This window comes from Streptomyces sp. IBSNAI002 (genome assembly GCF_052244475.1).
Taxonomy (GTDB): domain Bacteria; phylum Actinomycetota; class Actinomycetes; order Streptomycetales; family Streptomycetaceae; genus Streptomyces.
Genome location: NZ_JBQPXG010000002.1, coordinates 6,656,794 through 6,672,118, shown reverse-complemented (window position 1 = coordinate 6,672,118; position 15,325 = coordinate 6,656,794). Strand labels below are relative to the sequence as shown.

Genomic DNA, 15,325 nt, shown 5'->3' with positions numbered 1-15,325 from the left:
GGAGCGGTCCCCTTACGGTTCGCGAGGTGTTCGGATGCACGCGCGTACGAACGGAGCATATGCGCCGCGGGCCTGACCGCCCCGCCGATCAACCGACTGTTCACCCAGCGGACTTGGGGCTCATTCGTAGCGGTACAGCAGGGACTCGCGCTCGCTCTCGCGGATCTTCTCGATGGCCTCTTCCGGCAGGCCCAGGTGAGAACGGGTGACCTCGGCGGAACTGGGGGCGGCGTCCTCGGCGAGCCACTGCCCGGGCTTCCAGGCGTTGCCGCGCAGGAAGGCCTTGGGGCAGTGCTGGTACACCTCCTCCACCTCCACCACGATCGCGGTGCGCGGCGGCTTGCCGACGGGGGTGAGCTGCTCCAGCAGGCGCGGGTCGGCGGAGACGCAGGCCCTGCCGTTGACGCGCAGGGTGGTGGCGCGGCCGGGGATGACGAAGATCAGGCCGGCCCGGCCCGTCTCCACGATGTTGTGGCTGCTGTCGAGCCGCTTGTTGCCGGTGGCGTCGGGCACGGCGAGGGTGAACTCGTCCAGGACGGACACGAACCCGGCCGGGCCGCCCCGCGGGGTCACGTCGCAGTGGCCGGCGGCGCCCGCGCTGGCGATGAACACCAGCGACGACCTGCCGATCACGGCGCGGGCGACGTCGTGGATGCGGTCCACCGCCTTGCGGCGGACCAGCTCGCTGGGCTCCTCGTAGAGCTCGCGCAGCTGGGCCGTGTTCTGGACGGCGCCGGCGCTCAGGGCATCGAATATGCGACCGCTGTGCGGCGTGGTGGTTGTCACGGCCACGCAATCTATCCGACCGCGTCCGGCCCGGCCTCGAGCCCGGCTCGGAGCCCGGCCCTGAGCGCCGACGGGGCGTTGACGTGGGCGGTCGGCGGAAACCCGATCGGGTGTGTGGCGTTAGTAGGGACGACCACCGCACCCCGCCGGGTGCGGTCCTGCGGTGAAGACGCGTACGAGGAGCACGATGAGAGTCCCGATGCCGGCCCGACGCGGCCGCGTGAAACTGGCGGCCCGGTGCCGGGTGGCGACGGAGGCCCCGGCCTTCGGCATGGCGGTCTTCGCGGTGATCCTGCTGAACGCCGCGCTGATGGGCGTGGAGACGTACAGCGGGCTGGCCCGGGAGTACCGGCCGGTGCTGGAGGCGGCGGAGGACACCTGCCTGCTGGTGTTCACGCTGGAGATGCTGCTGCGGATCGGTGCGCACGCCGACCGGCCGAAAGCATTCTTCCGCGATCCCTGGAACCTCTTCGACCTCGCGGTGGTGGCCTCGGCCTTCCTCCCCCTCGTCCGCGAGAACGCCACGCTGCTGCGGCTGCTGCGGCTGGCCCGCGTACTGCGCAGCGCGCGCTTCCTGCCGCACCTGCGCATCCTGCTGATCGCCGTGGGCCGCAGCCTGCCGGGCACCGCCAGCTTCCTGTTCGTCGGCGCGCTGGTGCTGTACGTGTACGCGATGGTCGGCTGGGTCTGCTTCGCGGAGTCCGACCCCCAGCACTACGGCTCCCTGGGCCGCGCCGCGCTCACCCTGTTCCTGCTGACCACGCTCGACGGACTCACCGACGCGGTGCGGGCCGGGCTGCAGATCTCGCGGCTCAGCATCCTCTACTACGCCTCGTACGCCCTGCTCGCCTCCTTCGTGCTGGTGAACGTACTGATCGGTGTCGTGCTCAACTCCCTCGACGAGGCACGCGAGATCGAGGCGGAGGCCGACCGGGCGCCGGGCCCGGCCCCCAGCCCCGCCAAGGGGCCGGTCGCGAGCCCGGGCGCGGGCGGGCCGGACCTCCCGGACGCCGGGGACGTCCGGGAGCGGATCGCCACCGCCCGGCGGGCGCTCGACGAGATCGAGGCGAGCCTCGCCGCCGGGGAGCGGCCCCCGGCCCGGCAGCTGGAGGCCTCGCACCCGGGACCCTGACCGCGGACTTCGCCCGGGGAGGGCGCTGTGAGAACGGACACGTCCGGATCACGGAACCCGACCCGCGGCTCTCCCCATCGAACGAGTCGTCGGACGGGGAGTCGGACGCGGAGTCCAACACGGACGCGGGGCGGGAGTACCGGATGTTCAGCAAGGTGCGCGGGCGGGCCGTACGGGCCGCCGTGCTGGTCTGCGTGCTCGGCGCGCTCGTCCTCGTGGGCGGGCGGTACCTGTGGGAGCTGCGCGGCATGGTCGCCAACCGCGCGGACGGGGACGCCGCACGGGGCGTCTACCAGCAGGACCCCGAGCGTGCCGACCGGACGGCGGCCGCCGTGCTGGACGGGATCGTCCGCGAGGACCCGGTCGCGCCGACGGACGGCGGGGCCTTCAGCGACGGCAGCGCCCCGGTGGACTGGCGCTCCGGCGGGTGGCAGCCCTCGGACCCCCTGGAGGCGCGGCCCGCCCCGGCCGAGCCGGCCATCGGGGCGCTGTTCTCCCCCGGCACCGACGGCGACCCGGACCACCACTGCTCGGCCGGGGTGGTCCACTCTCCGCAGGGCGACCTGATCGTCACCGCCGCCCACTGCGTCCACTCCTTCGGCTTCCGCACCAACCTGGCCTTCGCTCCCGGCTACCGGGACGGCGTGGCCCCGTACGGCGTCTGGGTGCCCACCCGGATCGACGTGGACCCGCGCTGGACCGGGGACGGGGACCCCGACCACGACGTCGCCTTCATCCGGCTGCGCCGCCCCGGCTACCCGGGCCAGCGGCTGGAGGAGATGACCGGCTCCCTGCGGGTCTCCTTCCGCCCCGAACTGCCCCTTCCCGCGCGGCTCGTGGGCTACCCCAACGGCTCCGAGCAGCCGCTGGACTGCCGCAGCACCGCCCGCGCCGCCGGGCCGGCGCAGCTGCGGTTCGACTGCGCCGGCGTACCGAACGGCACGAGCGGCGGTCCGGTGCTGACCGACGGGCACACGCTGATCGGGGTGGTCGGCGGCCGCGACGGCGGGGGCGACGACACGACCTCGTACAGCAGCTACTTCGGAGACTCCGTCCGCGCCCTGTACGAACGCGCGACAGCTCCCTAGGGCCGCCGCGCTGGAACCCTTTTCTAGAACGACCCTCTATTTACGGGTCTTGCTAGGCTCTCCGGCACGGCCGTCCGGGCCGCTACCCCCACGGACACCGACGGGATCGACATGTCTCCGAAGCAACAACGTGGCGAGGCCACCGTCGATCTGCTCCTGACCACCGCGCTGCGGGTGTTCGCCGAGTCCGGCCAGCAGGGGTTCACCGTCAACGCGGTCGTCTCGGCCAGCGGGGTGAGCCTGGGCAGCCTCTACCACCACTTCGGCAACTTCGACGGCCTGGCCGCCGCCCTCTACATCCGGTGCACGGACCAGCTGTGCGACGAGATGGTCGCCGCCCTGACCCGCTGCCGGACCGCCCGCACCGGCATCCACGCATGGGTGGCGTCCTACCTGCGCTTCACCCAGGAGCACCGGGACGTCGCCCTGTTCCTGCACGCCTCGGCCTACTCGGGCTACCTCGCGGCCCACGCGGAGGAGATCGGGGCGGCCAAGGCGGAGAAGTTCGCCGCCATCATGCAGTGGCTGAAGGTGCGCATGGAGCGCGGCGAGATCGCCGCGCTCCCGGCTCCGGTGACCGAGGTGATGGTCATGGGCCCGCTCACCGAGGCGGCCCGCCGCTGGCTGTCCAGCACGTACGAGATCGACCTGGCGGAGGCGGCCCGGCACCTCCCGGAACTCATCTGGCGCTCACTGCGTCCGGAGCCCGACCCGGCTTAGGGTCACGCCGGCCTGGCGCCAACGTTCAGAACAGGGAGACACAGCCCTGGTAGTCGTCCTTGACGCAGTTCTCCTGCCGGCCGACGGCCACGTACGTCATGCAGCCGAACACCAGCACCAGCAGGCCGGCCGCGAGCAGGATCCGGGAGAACACCTTGTGGAGCGGGGGGACCGGCCTGGCGGCCCGGGTCCAGAAGGGCAGCGCGCCCACCGCTCCGGCCAGGCCCGCGAGGCCTTGGACGGCGGCCATCCACCGCGCGTGCCCCCAGTCCTGGCCGTTGACGGACTCGATCGCCGCCGCGGAGAACCAGATGCCCGCGACCACCAGCAGGGCGCACAGGGCCATCCGGCCGGCCTGGACGACTCGGGTGCGCGGCGGCAGTGACGTCCAGGGCGCCGCATGGACCACTGCCCCGGGCGCCGGAGCGGGTCGCGGGGGCGCGGCGGCGGGCCCGAACCGCCCCGCTGCGGTGGGCGCCGGCAGCGGGGGCCCGAAGGCGGGGCCGGACCTCCCCGCCGCGGTGGGCACCGGGTGGGTTGTACGGCCGGCCGGTGCCTGCTCCGGCCCCGCCGGAGCCAGGTCCGCCGCCTTCACCGCGGCCCGCATCGCCCGTGCGTCCGGGTACCGGTCCTGTGGGCTGATCGCGAGGGCGCGGGCCAGGACGGCGTCGAGGGCCGGCCGGCCGGTGATCCCGTAGGAGGCCAGGGCCGGCAGTGGCCGTTCCCGCTGCTGAACGGCGATCGCGAAGATGTCGGGGCCGTCGAAGAGCCTGCGGCCCGTCAGGATCTCGAAGAGCACCACGCCGACCGCGTAGAGGTCGCACCGGCCGTCGATGTCCGGCGCGCCGCGGAGCTGCTCCGGCGCCATGTACGGCGGCGTCCCGATCGCCGCGTGGGTGCCCGTCAGCGCGGTGCCGGCCAGCGCCCGGACGATCCCGAAGTCCGTCACCTTGGCGACGCCGCCCGGCGCCAGCAGGACGTTGGCGGGCTTGATGTCCCGGTGGACCAGCCCCAGCGCGTGGCTGGCCTCGAGGGCGGACAGGAGCTGGTCCACGAGGCGCAGGGCCTGGGGTACGGGCAGGGCGCCGTGCGTGCGCAACTGGTCCGCCAGGGAGGGGCCGGACACCAGCTCCATGACGAAGTAGGGGATGGGCGGGCCGCCCTGGCGCGGCTCCTCGCCGGTGTCGTGCACGGTGACGACGTGGATGTGTCCGAGCGCGGCCATCGCCTGGGACTCGCGCCTGAACCGGGCCACGAAGTCCTCGTCGAGCGCGAGCGCGGGCAGCATCGTCTTGACGGCGACGGGACGGTCGAGCCTGACGTCGTAGGCGCGGTAGACCTGCGCCATGCCGCCGCTGCCGAGCGGTCCGTCGATGCGGTACCGGCCCTCGGCGAGTGTCGCGCCCGCGATGAATAGGTCCCCCATGGCGGCAATCGTAGAAGCGGTTTCGGCCCGGGCCGCACGGAGCCGAGAGTCCTCACAAGCGGAGCGTGTCGATCCCCGGCCTGGACTGCGGGACCCGGGGGACCAGGCCGCGCTCCACCTCGCAGCCATGCTCATCTGGGCCCGGAGACAAGCCGGTTCTGCGTCGGCACCGGACCGCGCAGGCCTGAACGCCGGGCCGCCGGTGGGCGGTTCGTCCCGCTGCACCGCGGTCACGCGCGAAGCGCTCCGCGAGCACCCGCGCCGCCGGCAGCCCGGCCGGGCCCGCGCCGAGTACCACCGCGTGGTCGCGGGGGGATTCTGGGTGGTTGTCCGGAGTGTCGTCCATGGCACCGAGTGTCCGGCGGCCCGCGCGCCCCGGTCAGGTCCCGCCCGGGGCGCCCGGAGGCGTCCCGGGGGCGGACGGGGGCGCGCCGGGCACCGGGCGCCGTGGACCGTCCCGCGCACGGCTACGGACAGAGCACCGTCCAGGTGACCTTCACGTGCCCGCCGTCGTCCCCGCGGAAATCTGCGGTTCGGGTGCCCGGCCGGTCGGTGTACGGGTCCCAGGCGACGGTGCCGCGCGCGACCAGGTCGTCCGCGGAGGAGGCGTCGTGGTCCCAGAGGTGCACGGAGAGCTCCAGCGGCGCCGGACCGTGGCCGGTGCCCGAGCCGATCCGCTGGTGGAAGTACGGGTCCGGGTCGGTGCGCGCCCCCTTGTTGGGGAAGGTGGAGGGGTCGGAGCCGGACCGCGACCAGAGCGCCGTACGGGTCCCGTCACCGGCCCGGACGGCGATGTCCCCGTACAGCGCGGGGCGGGTCGTGCCGTCGTCGAAGTACGTCAGCTCGGCGCCGTCCACCCGGATCCGGCAGGCGGGCACGCCCGACACCGGGGTCACGGTGTAGGTGACCGCGGCCTCGCCGCCGTCCACGCCGCGCATCCGGGCGGTGAAGCGGCCGAAGCCGAGGGCCGGGTCCCAGTGCGCGCGGCCGGCGGCCATGACGTCGTCGTTGTTGCCCGCGCTGTAGTCGGCGTCCGTCAGGTAGGCGGTGACGGTGGCTCCGCCGCTGAAGGTCCGGCTGCGGGCGGAGTCGTCGAGTCCGAACCACGGGTCGTGGTCCGGGAAGGCGGTCGCGCCGTCGCGGTCGCGGTGCCACAGCGTACGGGTCGTGCCGTCGGCGGTGAGGCTGATCCCGTCGTAGAGCTCGGGGCCGCTCTCTCCGGAGGAGGTGAAGCGGGCCTCGTTCACGGTGATGCGGAACGGCCCGGTCTTGAGGTCGACGGGGGTGACGGGGTCCGCCGCGAACTCCTCGGCGATCCGTTCGCGCACCCAGTCGTTGCCGAGCAGGCCGTAGTGGGAGGGGCAGCCGCTGTCCCCGACCGGCAGCACGTGGTTGACGGCGCCCGCGAGCTCGGTGGAGCGGGGGGCCCGGCTGTCGCCCGGCGGGATCTGCGCGTCGCAGGCGGAGCTGAAGGTGGTGTACCGGGTGGCGCCCGGGGTCTCGTCGCCCGCGTTGAGCGAGCCCAGGAAGGCACTGCCCGGGGCCATCTCGGCGAGCGACGCGGCGTGGATGTCGCAGAAGGTGCCGAAGGGGCCGCACGGGGAGGCGTCCCCCGCACCGTGGTTGGGTCCGCCGAGCGAGACCCAGGCGCGGACCCGCGGGCTGCCGCCGCCCTTCAGGTACGCGCGGGTGAGCAGCGAACCCATGCTGTGCGCGACGACGTTCACCTGGCGGGTGCCGAACCGCTCGGTCAGGAAGGCGCCGAAGCGGGCGGCGTTGGACTCGTTGGTGGCGGCCCAGTCGTAGCCGAACTGGGCGAGGTCGCTGTACAGCCAGCCCCGCGCGTGCAGGTCGTCCTCCAGCCCGTCGAGGGAGGCGGCCGTGTCCCCGTAGCCGTGCACGAGCACCACGGGCGTACGCTGCTCCGCCCGCCCGGCGGCGGCCTGCCCGGCGGCGGGCCCGGCGGCCGCCTGCGCCGCGGGAGCGGTGAGCAGGGCGGCGAGCACGGCCAGGAGCACGGGGAACAGCAGGTACGGGGGCAGGAGAAGGGGCGGGTGCGGGGGCGGTGCGGAACGGCGCATGGCTCTCCTCGGGGCTGCGACTCCACGACCACAAGTGACCGACGGGTGGCAAGTTAGCCCCGGGAGGATCAGCGCGGTAGGGATGCGTACGAGACTCCTGTGAGCTTCTCGGACGCGGCCCAGAGCCGTTCGCCGGACTTGTCGTCGAGGGTCCATTTCGCCCGCCAGGAACGGGCGGGCGCACCGCGCCAGCCGAACCGCGGGCCGACGAACGCGTCCTGCCGGACCCCGGGCGCGGTGGCGGCGTACAGCGTGGGCAGCGCGCCCCCGGTGGCGGGCTGCGCGACGAGCTCGTTGGCGAGCGCCACCCCGCGCGCGTAGAGCGTGCCGCCGTCCTGCGTCGCGCCGGCGTGCAGGTTGGTGGACGCGTACCCGGGGTGGGCGGCGGCCGCGGTGATGGTGGACCCGGCGGCGGTGAACCGGCGGGACAGTTCGTGGGTGAAGAGCAGGTTGGCGGTCTTGGAGCGGCCGTAGGCGAGCCAGCGCCGGTAGCCGCGCTCGTAGGCCAGGTCGTCGAGGTCCACGTCCGCCAGCGCGTGGAAACCGCTGGAGACGTTGACGATCCGTGCCCCGGGGGCGGCGGCCCGCAGCCGCGGCAGCAGCAGTCCGGTCAGCGCGAAGTGCCCGAGGTGGTTGACCCCGAGCTGGGTCTCGAACCCGTCGGCGGTGCGCCCGTAGGGCAGGGCCATCACGCCGGCGTTGTTGATCAGCAGGTCCAGCGTGGCACGGCGCTCCCCGAACCTCTTCGCGAACTCCCGCACCGATGCCAGGTCGGCGAGGTCCAGCGCGAGGAACTCGACTTCGGCGCCCGGCACTTCGGCGCGCAGCCGGATCTCGGCCGCCTTGCCGCGCGCGGCGCTGCGGCAGGCCAGCACCACCGTGGCGCCGCGCCGTGCGAGCTCCCGGGCGGTGACGTAGCCGATGCCGCTGTTGGCCCCGGTGACGACCGCGGTCCGGCCGCTCTGGTCGGGGATGTTCACGGCGTTCCAGCCGGGCATGGCAGCTCCCTGGCTCCCTCGCGGACGATGTGGATTACCGAGGGTAGACGGGTCCGGGGCGGGGTGGGAGAGGGGGTGTCCGGACGGGCGTCCGCGCAGGCCAGTAGGCTGCGGTCGGCCCGCCCTCCGCTTCCCGTCCCCGCCTTCCTCTTCCTCCTCTCCGCCCCCGTTCCCGTTCCCGTTCCCGTTCCCGTTCCGAGGTATCGCGCAGTGAGCTCCGCACCGCCCCCCGTACCCGTCACGGTCGTCGGCCTCGGCGCCGACGGCTGGGCCGGGCTCACCGCCGCCGCGCGGTCCGCTCTGTCCTCGGCCCAGGTCCTGATCGGCGGGCCGCGCCAGCTGGACCTGCTGCCGGCCGACTCGTGCCCCGGTGAGCGGATCGCGTGGCCGAGCCCGCTGCGGCCGGCCGTGCCGAAGCTGATGGCCGAGCACGCGGGCCGCCGGATCGCGGTGCTGGCCAGCGGCGACCCGATGTTCTACGGGATCGGCCGCGCGCTCGCCGAGGAGCTCGGCCCGGACGCGCTCGCGGTCCACCCGCACCCCTCCTCCGTCTCGTACGCGTGCGCCCGCCTGGGCTGGCCGGTGGAGGACACCGAGGTGGTCACGGTCGTCGGCCGTCCGGTGGCGCGGCTCGCCGCCGCCCTGCACGAGGGGCGCCGGGTGCTGGTGCTCAGCGCCGGAGCGGCGTCCCCGGCCGAGATCGCCGCCCTGCTCCGGGAGCGGGGCTTCGGCCCGAGCCGGATCCGGGTGCTGGAGCAGCTCGGCTCCGAGCGCGAGGACGCGTACGAGGGCATCGCCGACGGCTGGGACCACCCGCCGGGCGATCCGCTGAACGTGGTGGCCGTGGACTGCCGCCGGGACCCCTCCCATCCGGCGCCCCGGCTCGGTGCGACCCCCGGCCTGCCGGACGGCGCCTACGAGCACGACGGGCAGCTCACCAAGCGCCGCGTGCGCGCCGCGACCCTGTGCGCGCTGGCCCCGGCCCCCGGCGAGCTGCTGTGGGACATCGGCGGAGGCTCCGGTTCCATCGGCATCGAGTGGATGCGCACACACCCCTCGTGCCGGGCGGTGGCCGTGGAGCGCGTCCCGGAGCGGGCGGCCCGCATCACCCGCAACGCGGCGGCGCTCGGCGTACCCGGGCTGCGCGTGGTCGTCGGCGCCGCGCCCGGAGCGCTCGACGGACTGCCCGCACCCGACGCCGTGTTCATCGGCGGCGGACTGACCGCGCCGGGGCTGCTGGACGCGGCCTGGGCGGCGCTCACCCCCGGCGGCCGGCTCGTGGTCAACACCGTCACCCTGGAGTCGGAGGCGGTCCTCACCGACCGCTACCGGCGCCACGGCGGCGAACTGGTGAAGCTGTCGGTCGCGCACGCGGTGCCGGTCGGCGGTTTCACGGGCTGGCGGCAGGCCATGCCGGTCACCCAGTGGTCGGTCACGAAGTCGACGAACGAGAAGGATCAAGCATGACCGTGTACTTCATCGGCGCGGGCCCCGGTGCCGCCGACCTGATCACGGTGCGCGGTGCCCGGAGGCTGGCCGCCACCCCCGTCTGCCTCTACGCGGGCAGCCTGGTCCCGCGCGAACTGCTGGCCGAGTGCCCGCCGGACGCCCGGCTGGTCGACACCTCGCAGCTGAACCTGGACGAGATCATCGCCGAGTGCGTGCGGGCGCACGCGGCGGGCCAGGACGTCGCGCGGCTCCACTCCGGCGACCCGTCGATCTTCAGCGCCGTCGCGGAGCAGATGCGGCGGCTCGACGCGGCCGGCATCCCGTACGAGGTGGTCCCGGGCGTTCCGGCCTTCGCCGCGGCGGCCGCCGCACTGAAGCGGGAGCTGACCGTGCCCACCGTCGGCCAGACGGTGATCCTGACCCGCATCGCCCAGCAGGCCACCCCGATGCCGGCCGGCGAGGACCTGGCCACCCTGGGCCGCAGCGGCGCGCTGCTGGTCCTGCACCTGGCCACCCGTTACGTGGACCGGGTCGTGGACGAACTGCTGCCGCACTACGGGGCCGAGTGCCCGGTGGCGGTGGTGGCGATGGCCAGCCGCCCCGACGAGCTGATCCTGCGCGGCACGCTGGCCGACATCGCGGACCGGGTGAAGGAGCACGGGCTGGTCCGCACCGCGGTGATCGTGGTGGGCCGCACGCTCGGCGCCGAGCAGTTCCGCGACAGCCACCTGTACTCGCCCGAGCGCGACCGGCATGTCTGCTGAACCGGGCCGCGCGCCGGGCCGCCACATCCTGATCCTGGGCGGCACGACGGAGTCCCGCCGCCTCGCGGAGACGCTGGTGGGGGCGGAGGCATCGGCGCAGGCCGGGCGCACGGCGCCGGCCTCCCCGCAGCGCCCGGCGGTCCGGGTGACGACCTCCCTCGCCGGGCGGGTCGCCGCGCCCGTGCTGCCGCCGGGCGAAACGCGGATCGGCGGCTTCGGCGGGCCCGCCGGACTGGCCCGGTGGATCACCGCGCACGGGGTCACCGACCTGGTCGACGCCACCCACCCGTTCGCGGAGCGCATGAGCTTCAACGCGGCCGGGGCGGCGGCGCTGACGGGGGTCCCGCTGCTGGCGCTGCGCCGCCCCGGCTGGACGCCCGGGCCGGGCGATGCCTGGACCTTCGCGGACTCCCTCGCCGACGCGGCCGCCGTACTGCCGGGCCTGGGCGGCCGGGCGTTCCTGACCACGGGCCGGATGGGCCTGCACGCCTTCGCGCACCTCACCGGCACCTGGTTCCTGGTGCGTTCCGTGGACCCGCCGGCCCCGCCGGTGCCTCCGCGGCTCGAAGTCCTGCTGGACCGGGGCCCGTTCAGCCTGGAGGACGAGCGGGAGCTGCTCACCCGGCACCGGATCGACGTGCTGGTCACCAAGGACAGCGGGGGCTCGGCAACCGCCCCCAAACTCGCCGCCGCGCGCGAGGCGGGCATCCCGGTGCTCGTCGTACGCCGCCCCGCGGTCCCGGAGGGCGTGGCGGTGGCGGACTCGGTGGCCGCGGCCCTGCACCGGCTGCGTTACGATCACGCGCACTGATCGCTCGTACGTGCGAAACGCGAAGGGGGCGGACATGGGGTCCGGCGGCAGAATCTCCGGGGCCCTGACGGCCCTGCTGGCCGGCGGCCTGCTGGCCGGCGGGTGCTCGGGCGGCGCACCGGCCGGGAAACCGGCCGCGGTTCCGCCGGCCACCGCCCCGTCCGCACCGTCCGCGTCGCCGACGCCCTCCGCCGGCCCGGCCTCCCCCTCGCAGCCCGCGCAGCCGCCGTCGGCGTCCGCACCGGCCACCGGCCCCGCGAAGGGGCAGGAGACGCGGCGGCCGGCCGCCGCGACGTCCCGGCCGGCCGCGCAGCGCACCTCGTCCGTGCCGCAGAACCCCTACCGGGGCCCGACCCCGCCACCGGCGCCGCCCAGGCCCCCGATCGAGCCCTGGACGCCGCCGCCGTTCGACCCGAACGACCCGTCGATCCCGAAGGTGACCCTGCCGCCCCTGCGGTAGGCCGGGTCACCTGCCCCCGGTCGACGGTGACCGCTGGCCGGTGGCCGGTGACCCGTCACGGGTACCGGCGCGGCGTCCACGTGATCCGGGAGCCGTCGGCCCGCTCGGTGACCTGCGTCTGCGAGGAGCCGATCAGCAGGAGCGTCCGCATGTCGACCTCGGACGGCTCCAGTTCGGCGAGCGTGACGATCCGCACCGACTGCTCGGGCCCGCCCACGTCGCGGGCCACGACCACCGGGGTCTGCGGCGCACGCAGCTCCAGCAGCAGCTGGCGGGCCTGCGCCACCTGCCAGGTCCGGCTGCGCGAGCCGGGGTTGTACAGGGCGAGGACCAGGTCCGCAGAGGCGGCCGCGCGCAGCCGCTCCGCGATCACCTCCCACGGCTTGAGCCGGTCCGAGAGGGAGATGGTGGCGTAGTCGTGGCCCAGCGGGGCGCCGGCCGCGGCGGCCGCCGCGTTGGCCGCGGTCACCCCCGGCAGGACCCGTACGGGCACGTCCTTGTACTCGGCCTGCCCGGCCACTTCGAGCACCGCCGTGGCCATCGCGAACACCCCGGGGTCGCCACCGGAGACCACGGCCACCCGCTGTCCGCGCCGGGCGAGGTCGAGGGCGAACTCGGCGCGCTCGGACTCCACCTTGTTGTCGGAGCCGTGCCGGATCTGGCCAGGCCGGACGGGGACCCGGTCCAGGTAGGTGGTGTACCCCACCAGCACCTCCGCGTCGGCCAGCGCCCGCCGGGTCTCGGGGGTCAGCCACAGCGGCCCGGCGGGGCCGGTGCCGACGACCGCGACCTCGCCGGGCCCGGCCGGCACGCTGCCCGGGTTGCCGGTCCGGCTGGGCACGACGGCGACCGCGAAGTACGGCACGGACTGCGGGTCGGTGTCCGCGAGGACGCCCGTCCGCTCGCCGGACATGGTGGCGCGCTCGACGTAGCGGGCCTCGGCCAGCCGGCCGCTGCGCTCCATCGCCCCGCGCACGGCGGGGAAGGTCCGGCCGAGCTTCATCACGACCGCCGAGTCGGTGGCCGCCAGGCGGGCGGTGAGCTCCTCCTCGGACAGGGTGCCGGGGAGGATCGTCAGCACCTCCTCGCCCTCCACGAGCGGGGTGCCGAGGCGGGCGGCGGCGGCGCTGACGGAGGTGACACCGGGGATCACCTCGGTGTCGTACCGGTGCGCGAGCCGCTTGTGCATGTGCATGTACGAGCTGTAGAAGAGCGGGTCGCCCTCCGCGAGCACGGCGACGGTCCGGCCGGCGTCGAGGTGCGCGGCCAGCCGGGCGGCGGCGGACTCGTAGAACTCCTCCATCGCGCCCTGGTAGCCGCCCGGGTGGTCGGTGGTCTCGGTGGTGACCGGATAGACCAGCGGCTCCTCGATCTGGCTCTCGCGCAGGTGCTTCGCGGCGATCGAACGGGCGATGGACCGGCCGTGGCGCGCGCTGTGATAGGCGACGACGTCCGCCGCGCCGATCACCTCGACGGCCCGCAGCGTCATCAGGTTCGGATCGCCGGGGCCCAGCCCGACCCCGTACAGCCGCCCCTCGGGCGCCGCCGCGCTCATTCGGCCACGCTCGCGATGGCGTTGACCGCGGCGGCGGCGATGGCGCTGCCCCCGCGGCGGCCGCGCACGATCAGGTGGTCGAGCCCGGAGGGGTGCGCCGCGAGGGCGTCCTTGGACTCGGCGGCGCCGATGAACCCGACGGGCACGCCGATGACGGCGGCGGGGCGCGGGGCCCCCTCCTCGATCATCTCGAGCAGCCGGAACAGCGCGGTGGGCGCGTTGCCGACGGCGATCACGGACCCCTCCAGCAGGCCCCGGTCACGCCAGACCTCGAGCGCGGCGGCGCTGCGCGTGGTCCCCATCTTCGCGGCGAGCTCGGGCACGGCCGGGTCGGAGAGCGTGCAGATCACGTCGTTGTCGGCGGGCAGCCGCTTGCGGGTGACGCCGCTGGCGACCATCTGCACGTCGCACAGGATCGGCGCCCCGGCGGTGAGCGCGGCGCGTGCCCGCAGCACCACCTCGGGCGTGTACCCCAGGTCCTTGGGCAGGTCGGTCATCCCGCACGCGTGAATCATGCGCACCGCGACCTGCGCGACGGAGGCGGGCAGCCCGGAGAGGTCCGCCTCGGCGCGGATCGTGGCAAAGGACTGGCGGTAGATCGCGGCGCCGTCCTTCTCGTACTCGAACACTCTGTACTCGCTCATTTCTTCACTGCGACTTCGGACTCTGATCTGGACTGATCTGGACTGATCTGATCTGACGTGGTGCCGCGTGCGGCGGTGAGGGCCGCCGCCAGGTCTGTCTGACGGGCCACGGCCCGCCCGTGGACGGAGATCCGGTAGCCGTCGTCCCGCGTGGCCAGCACGTCGACCCACCGCGTCCCCCGCGGGTGCCCGCACCGGCGCTCGCAGCCGGACCAGTGCACGGGCAGCGGCCCGCGCGCCCGCTCTGCGACGGCCCGCGCGTCGGCCCGGACGTCGGCCAGGGCCTTCGCGCAACCGGGCTGCCCCGTACAGGCGGTGACGGACCGCCAGGCACTGTCGGCCGATACGACGAGCCCGGCGCCCTCCAGGCGCCGCGCGGGAGCCTCGAGGGGGACGTCGAGCGGCACGTCGTGAAGGACAACGCTCCGCCACGGGGTGACGCGCAGCCCAGTGCCGGGGTCGGCGACCTGTACGAGGACCCGCCACTGTTCGGAGGTGAGCCGGCCCAGCGGGGGCAGGACGCACAGCGTTCCCCGCTCGCCGGTGCCGCCGGACTGCGGCCCGGGCGGCGGCGAGCAGGGCCAGGCCACGCCGGCGACCCGTACCGCGTCGATCCCGGCGCCGGTGAGGCGCGCGGCGAACTCGGCGTCGTCCAGGGCGTGTCCGGCGGGCAGCTCGCCCACCCGCCAGGCCCGGGTGCCGGCCGCGTCCACGGCGTCGAGGAAGTACTCGGCGGCGAGCAGCGCCGCGCGCGGGGCGTCCTGCGCGGCCACCGAAACGGCGCCGGCGGCCGGCCCGAGCCGCACCAGCGCGCGGCCCCCCGGCCGGGCGAGCACGGTCACGTCCGGCTCCAGGGCGGCCACGTCGCCGCGCCCGTCGTCGAAGGCGAACAGGAACCGGCCGGACAGGGCGGTGACCCGCGTGTTCGCGCACAGCAGCCGGTCCAGCTCGCCGACCCAGGGCAGTACGTCGCCCGACATCGGCGTGGCCACGATGTTGCGCACCCGCTCGTGGCTGGGCGCGGGCAGCAGTCCGGCGCCGTCGAGCAGCTCCGCGAGCCCGCCGCCGCATCCCTCGGCAAGGCCGCGCAGCTGCACGTTCCCCCGCGAGGTGAGCTCCAGGTGCCCGTCCCCGAACCGGTCGGCGGCCACCGCCAGCAGCGAGGCCTGCCGCACGGTCAGCGCCCCGCCGGGTATCCGGACCCGCGCCAGGAACCCGTCGTCGGCCGCGTGCAGCCGCAGCGCACCGGGACAGGCGTCACCGCGCTCCCGTATGACGGGCTCGTCCCGCGATGCGGCGGCAGGGGGCTGTGACATGGCGGCGAGCATACCCACGATTCCCCACCCCCGACCGGCCCCCACCCCCACACCACCCCCTCCGACCAGCCAACTCCCCCACCCCCACCCCCATC

14 protein-coding genes are annotated in these 15,325 nt (G+C 75.1%); 7 read left to right on the top strand and 7 right to left on the bottom strand.

The features are described from left to right. Positions 1-120: 120 nt before the first annotated feature. Positions 121-786, bottom strand: coding sequence for an MSMEG_1061 family FMN-dependent PPOX-type flavoprotein (locus ACTVZO_RS31550; RefSeq protein WP_443301557.1), 666 nt, complete (start codon positions 784-786; stop codon positions 121-123). A gap of 199 nt (positions 787-985) precedes the next feature. On the opposite strand from ACTVZO_RS31550, the gene ACTVZO_RS31545 reads away from it, so the two are divergent. From ACTVZO_RS31545 to ACTVZO_RS31535, 3 genes are all read left to right on the top strand, one after another. Then, a complete protein-coding gene (locus ACTVZO_RS31545; RefSeq protein ID WP_443301556.1) occupies positions 986-1,918 on the top strand; it encodes an ion transporter in 933 nt (310 codons plus the stop codon). Positions 1,919-2,061: 143 nt separating this feature from the next. Next, positions 2,062-3,006, top strand: coding sequence for a trypsin-like peptidase domain-containing protein (locus ACTVZO_RS31540; protein ID WP_443301555.1), 945 nt, complete (start codon positions 2,062-2,064; stop codon positions 3,004-3,006). A gap of 111 nt (positions 3,007-3,117) precedes the next feature. Beyond that, positions 3,118-3,726 (top strand): TetR/AcrR family transcriptional regulator, encoded by a 609-nt coding sequence (locus tag ACTVZO_RS31535; RefSeq protein WP_443301554.1) that lies wholly within the window; start codon positions 3,118-3,120, stop codon positions 3,724-3,726. A gap of 25 nt (positions 3,727-3,751) precedes the next feature. On the opposite strand, the gene ACTVZO_RS31530 is transcribed toward ACTVZO_RS31535, so the two are convergent. From ACTVZO_RS31530 to ACTVZO_RS31520, 3 genes are all read right to left on the bottom strand, one after another. After that, complete coding sequence (locus ACTVZO_RS31530) at positions 3,752-5,152, bottom strand: protein kinase domain-containing protein (protein ID WP_443301553.1); 1,401 nt, start codon at positions 5,150-5,152, stop codon at positions 3,752-3,754. A gap of 467 nt (positions 5,153-5,619) precedes the next feature. Further along, positions 5,620-7,233, bottom strand: a complete 1,614-nt coding sequence (locus ACTVZO_RS31525; RefSeq protein ID WP_443301552.1) for an esterase/lipase family protein — start codon at positions 7,231-7,233, stop codon at positions 5,620-5,622. A gap of 68 nt (positions 7,234-7,301) precedes the next feature. Beyond that, on the bottom strand, positions 7,302-8,231 hold the full coding sequence (locus ACTVZO_RS31520; RefSeq protein WP_443301551.1) for an oxidoreductase: 930 nt from the start codon (positions 8,229-8,231) through the stop codon (positions 7,302-7,304). Between the two features lie 210 nt (positions 8,232-8,441). Here ACTVZO_RS31520 and cbiE point away from each other — a divergent pair, with 210 nt between their 5' ends. Genes cbiE through ACTVZO_RS31500 form a run of 4 tightly spaced genes read left to right on the top strand, consistent with a single transcriptional unit; the run spans position 8,442 to position 11,715 of the window. After that, positions 8,442-9,698, top strand: coding sequence for a precorrin-6y C5,15-methyltransferase (decarboxylating) subunit CbiE (gene cbiE / locus ACTVZO_RS31515; protein WP_443301550.1), 1,257 nt, complete (start codon positions 8,442-8,444; stop codon positions 9,696-9,698). Further along, entirely contained in the window at positions 9,695-10,444 is a 750-nt protein-coding gene (gene cobM / locus ACTVZO_RS31510) for a precorrin-4 C(11)-methyltransferase (RefSeq protein ID WP_443301549.1), read from the top strand. Before cbiE ends, cobM begins: the two co-directional genes overlap by 4 nt. Continuing rightward, positions 10,434-11,255 (top strand): cobalt-precorrin-6A reductase, encoded by an 822-nt coding sequence (locus ACTVZO_RS31505; protein WP_443301548.1) that lies wholly within the window; start codon positions 10,434-10,436, stop codon positions 11,253-11,255. The genes cobM and ACTVZO_RS31505 overlap by 11 nt, the downstream gene beginning before the upstream one ends. A 34-nt stretch (positions 11,256-11,289) precedes the next feature. Then, positions 11,290-11,715 carry a hypothetical protein gene (locus ACTVZO_RS31500; protein WP_443301547.1) on the top strand — a complete coding sequence of 142 codons (426 nt, stop codon included), beginning with the start codon at positions 11,290-11,292 and terminating at the stop codon, positions 11,713-11,715. Positions 11,716-11,770: 55 nt separating this feature from the next. Here ACTVZO_RS31500 and ACTVZO_RS31495 read toward each other — a convergent pair whose 3' ends face one another. The 3 genes from ACTVZO_RS31495 to ACTVZO_RS31485 are packed head-to-tail and all read right to left on the bottom strand — an operon-like array spanning position 11,771 to position 15,242. Further along, positions 11,771-13,270, bottom strand: coding sequence for a precorrin-2 C(20)-methyltransferase (locus ACTVZO_RS31495; protein WP_443301546.1), 1,500 nt, complete (start codon positions 13,268-13,270; stop codon positions 11,771-11,773). Beyond that, positions 13,267-13,914, bottom strand: a complete 648-nt coding sequence (locus ACTVZO_RS31490; RefSeq protein ID WP_443301545.1) for a precorrin-8X methylmutase — start codon at positions 13,912-13,914, stop codon at positions 13,267-13,269. Before ACTVZO_RS31490 ends, ACTVZO_RS31495 begins: the two co-directional genes overlap by 4 nt. Then, positions 13,911-15,242, bottom strand: coding sequence for a cobalamin biosynthesis protein CobG (locus tag ACTVZO_RS31485; RefSeq protein ID WP_443303326.1), 1,332 nt, complete (start codon positions 15,240-15,242; stop codon positions 13,911-13,913). The genes ACTVZO_RS31490 and ACTVZO_RS31485 overlap by 4 nt, the downstream gene beginning before the upstream one ends. Positions 15,243-15,325: the final 83 nt, after the last annotated feature.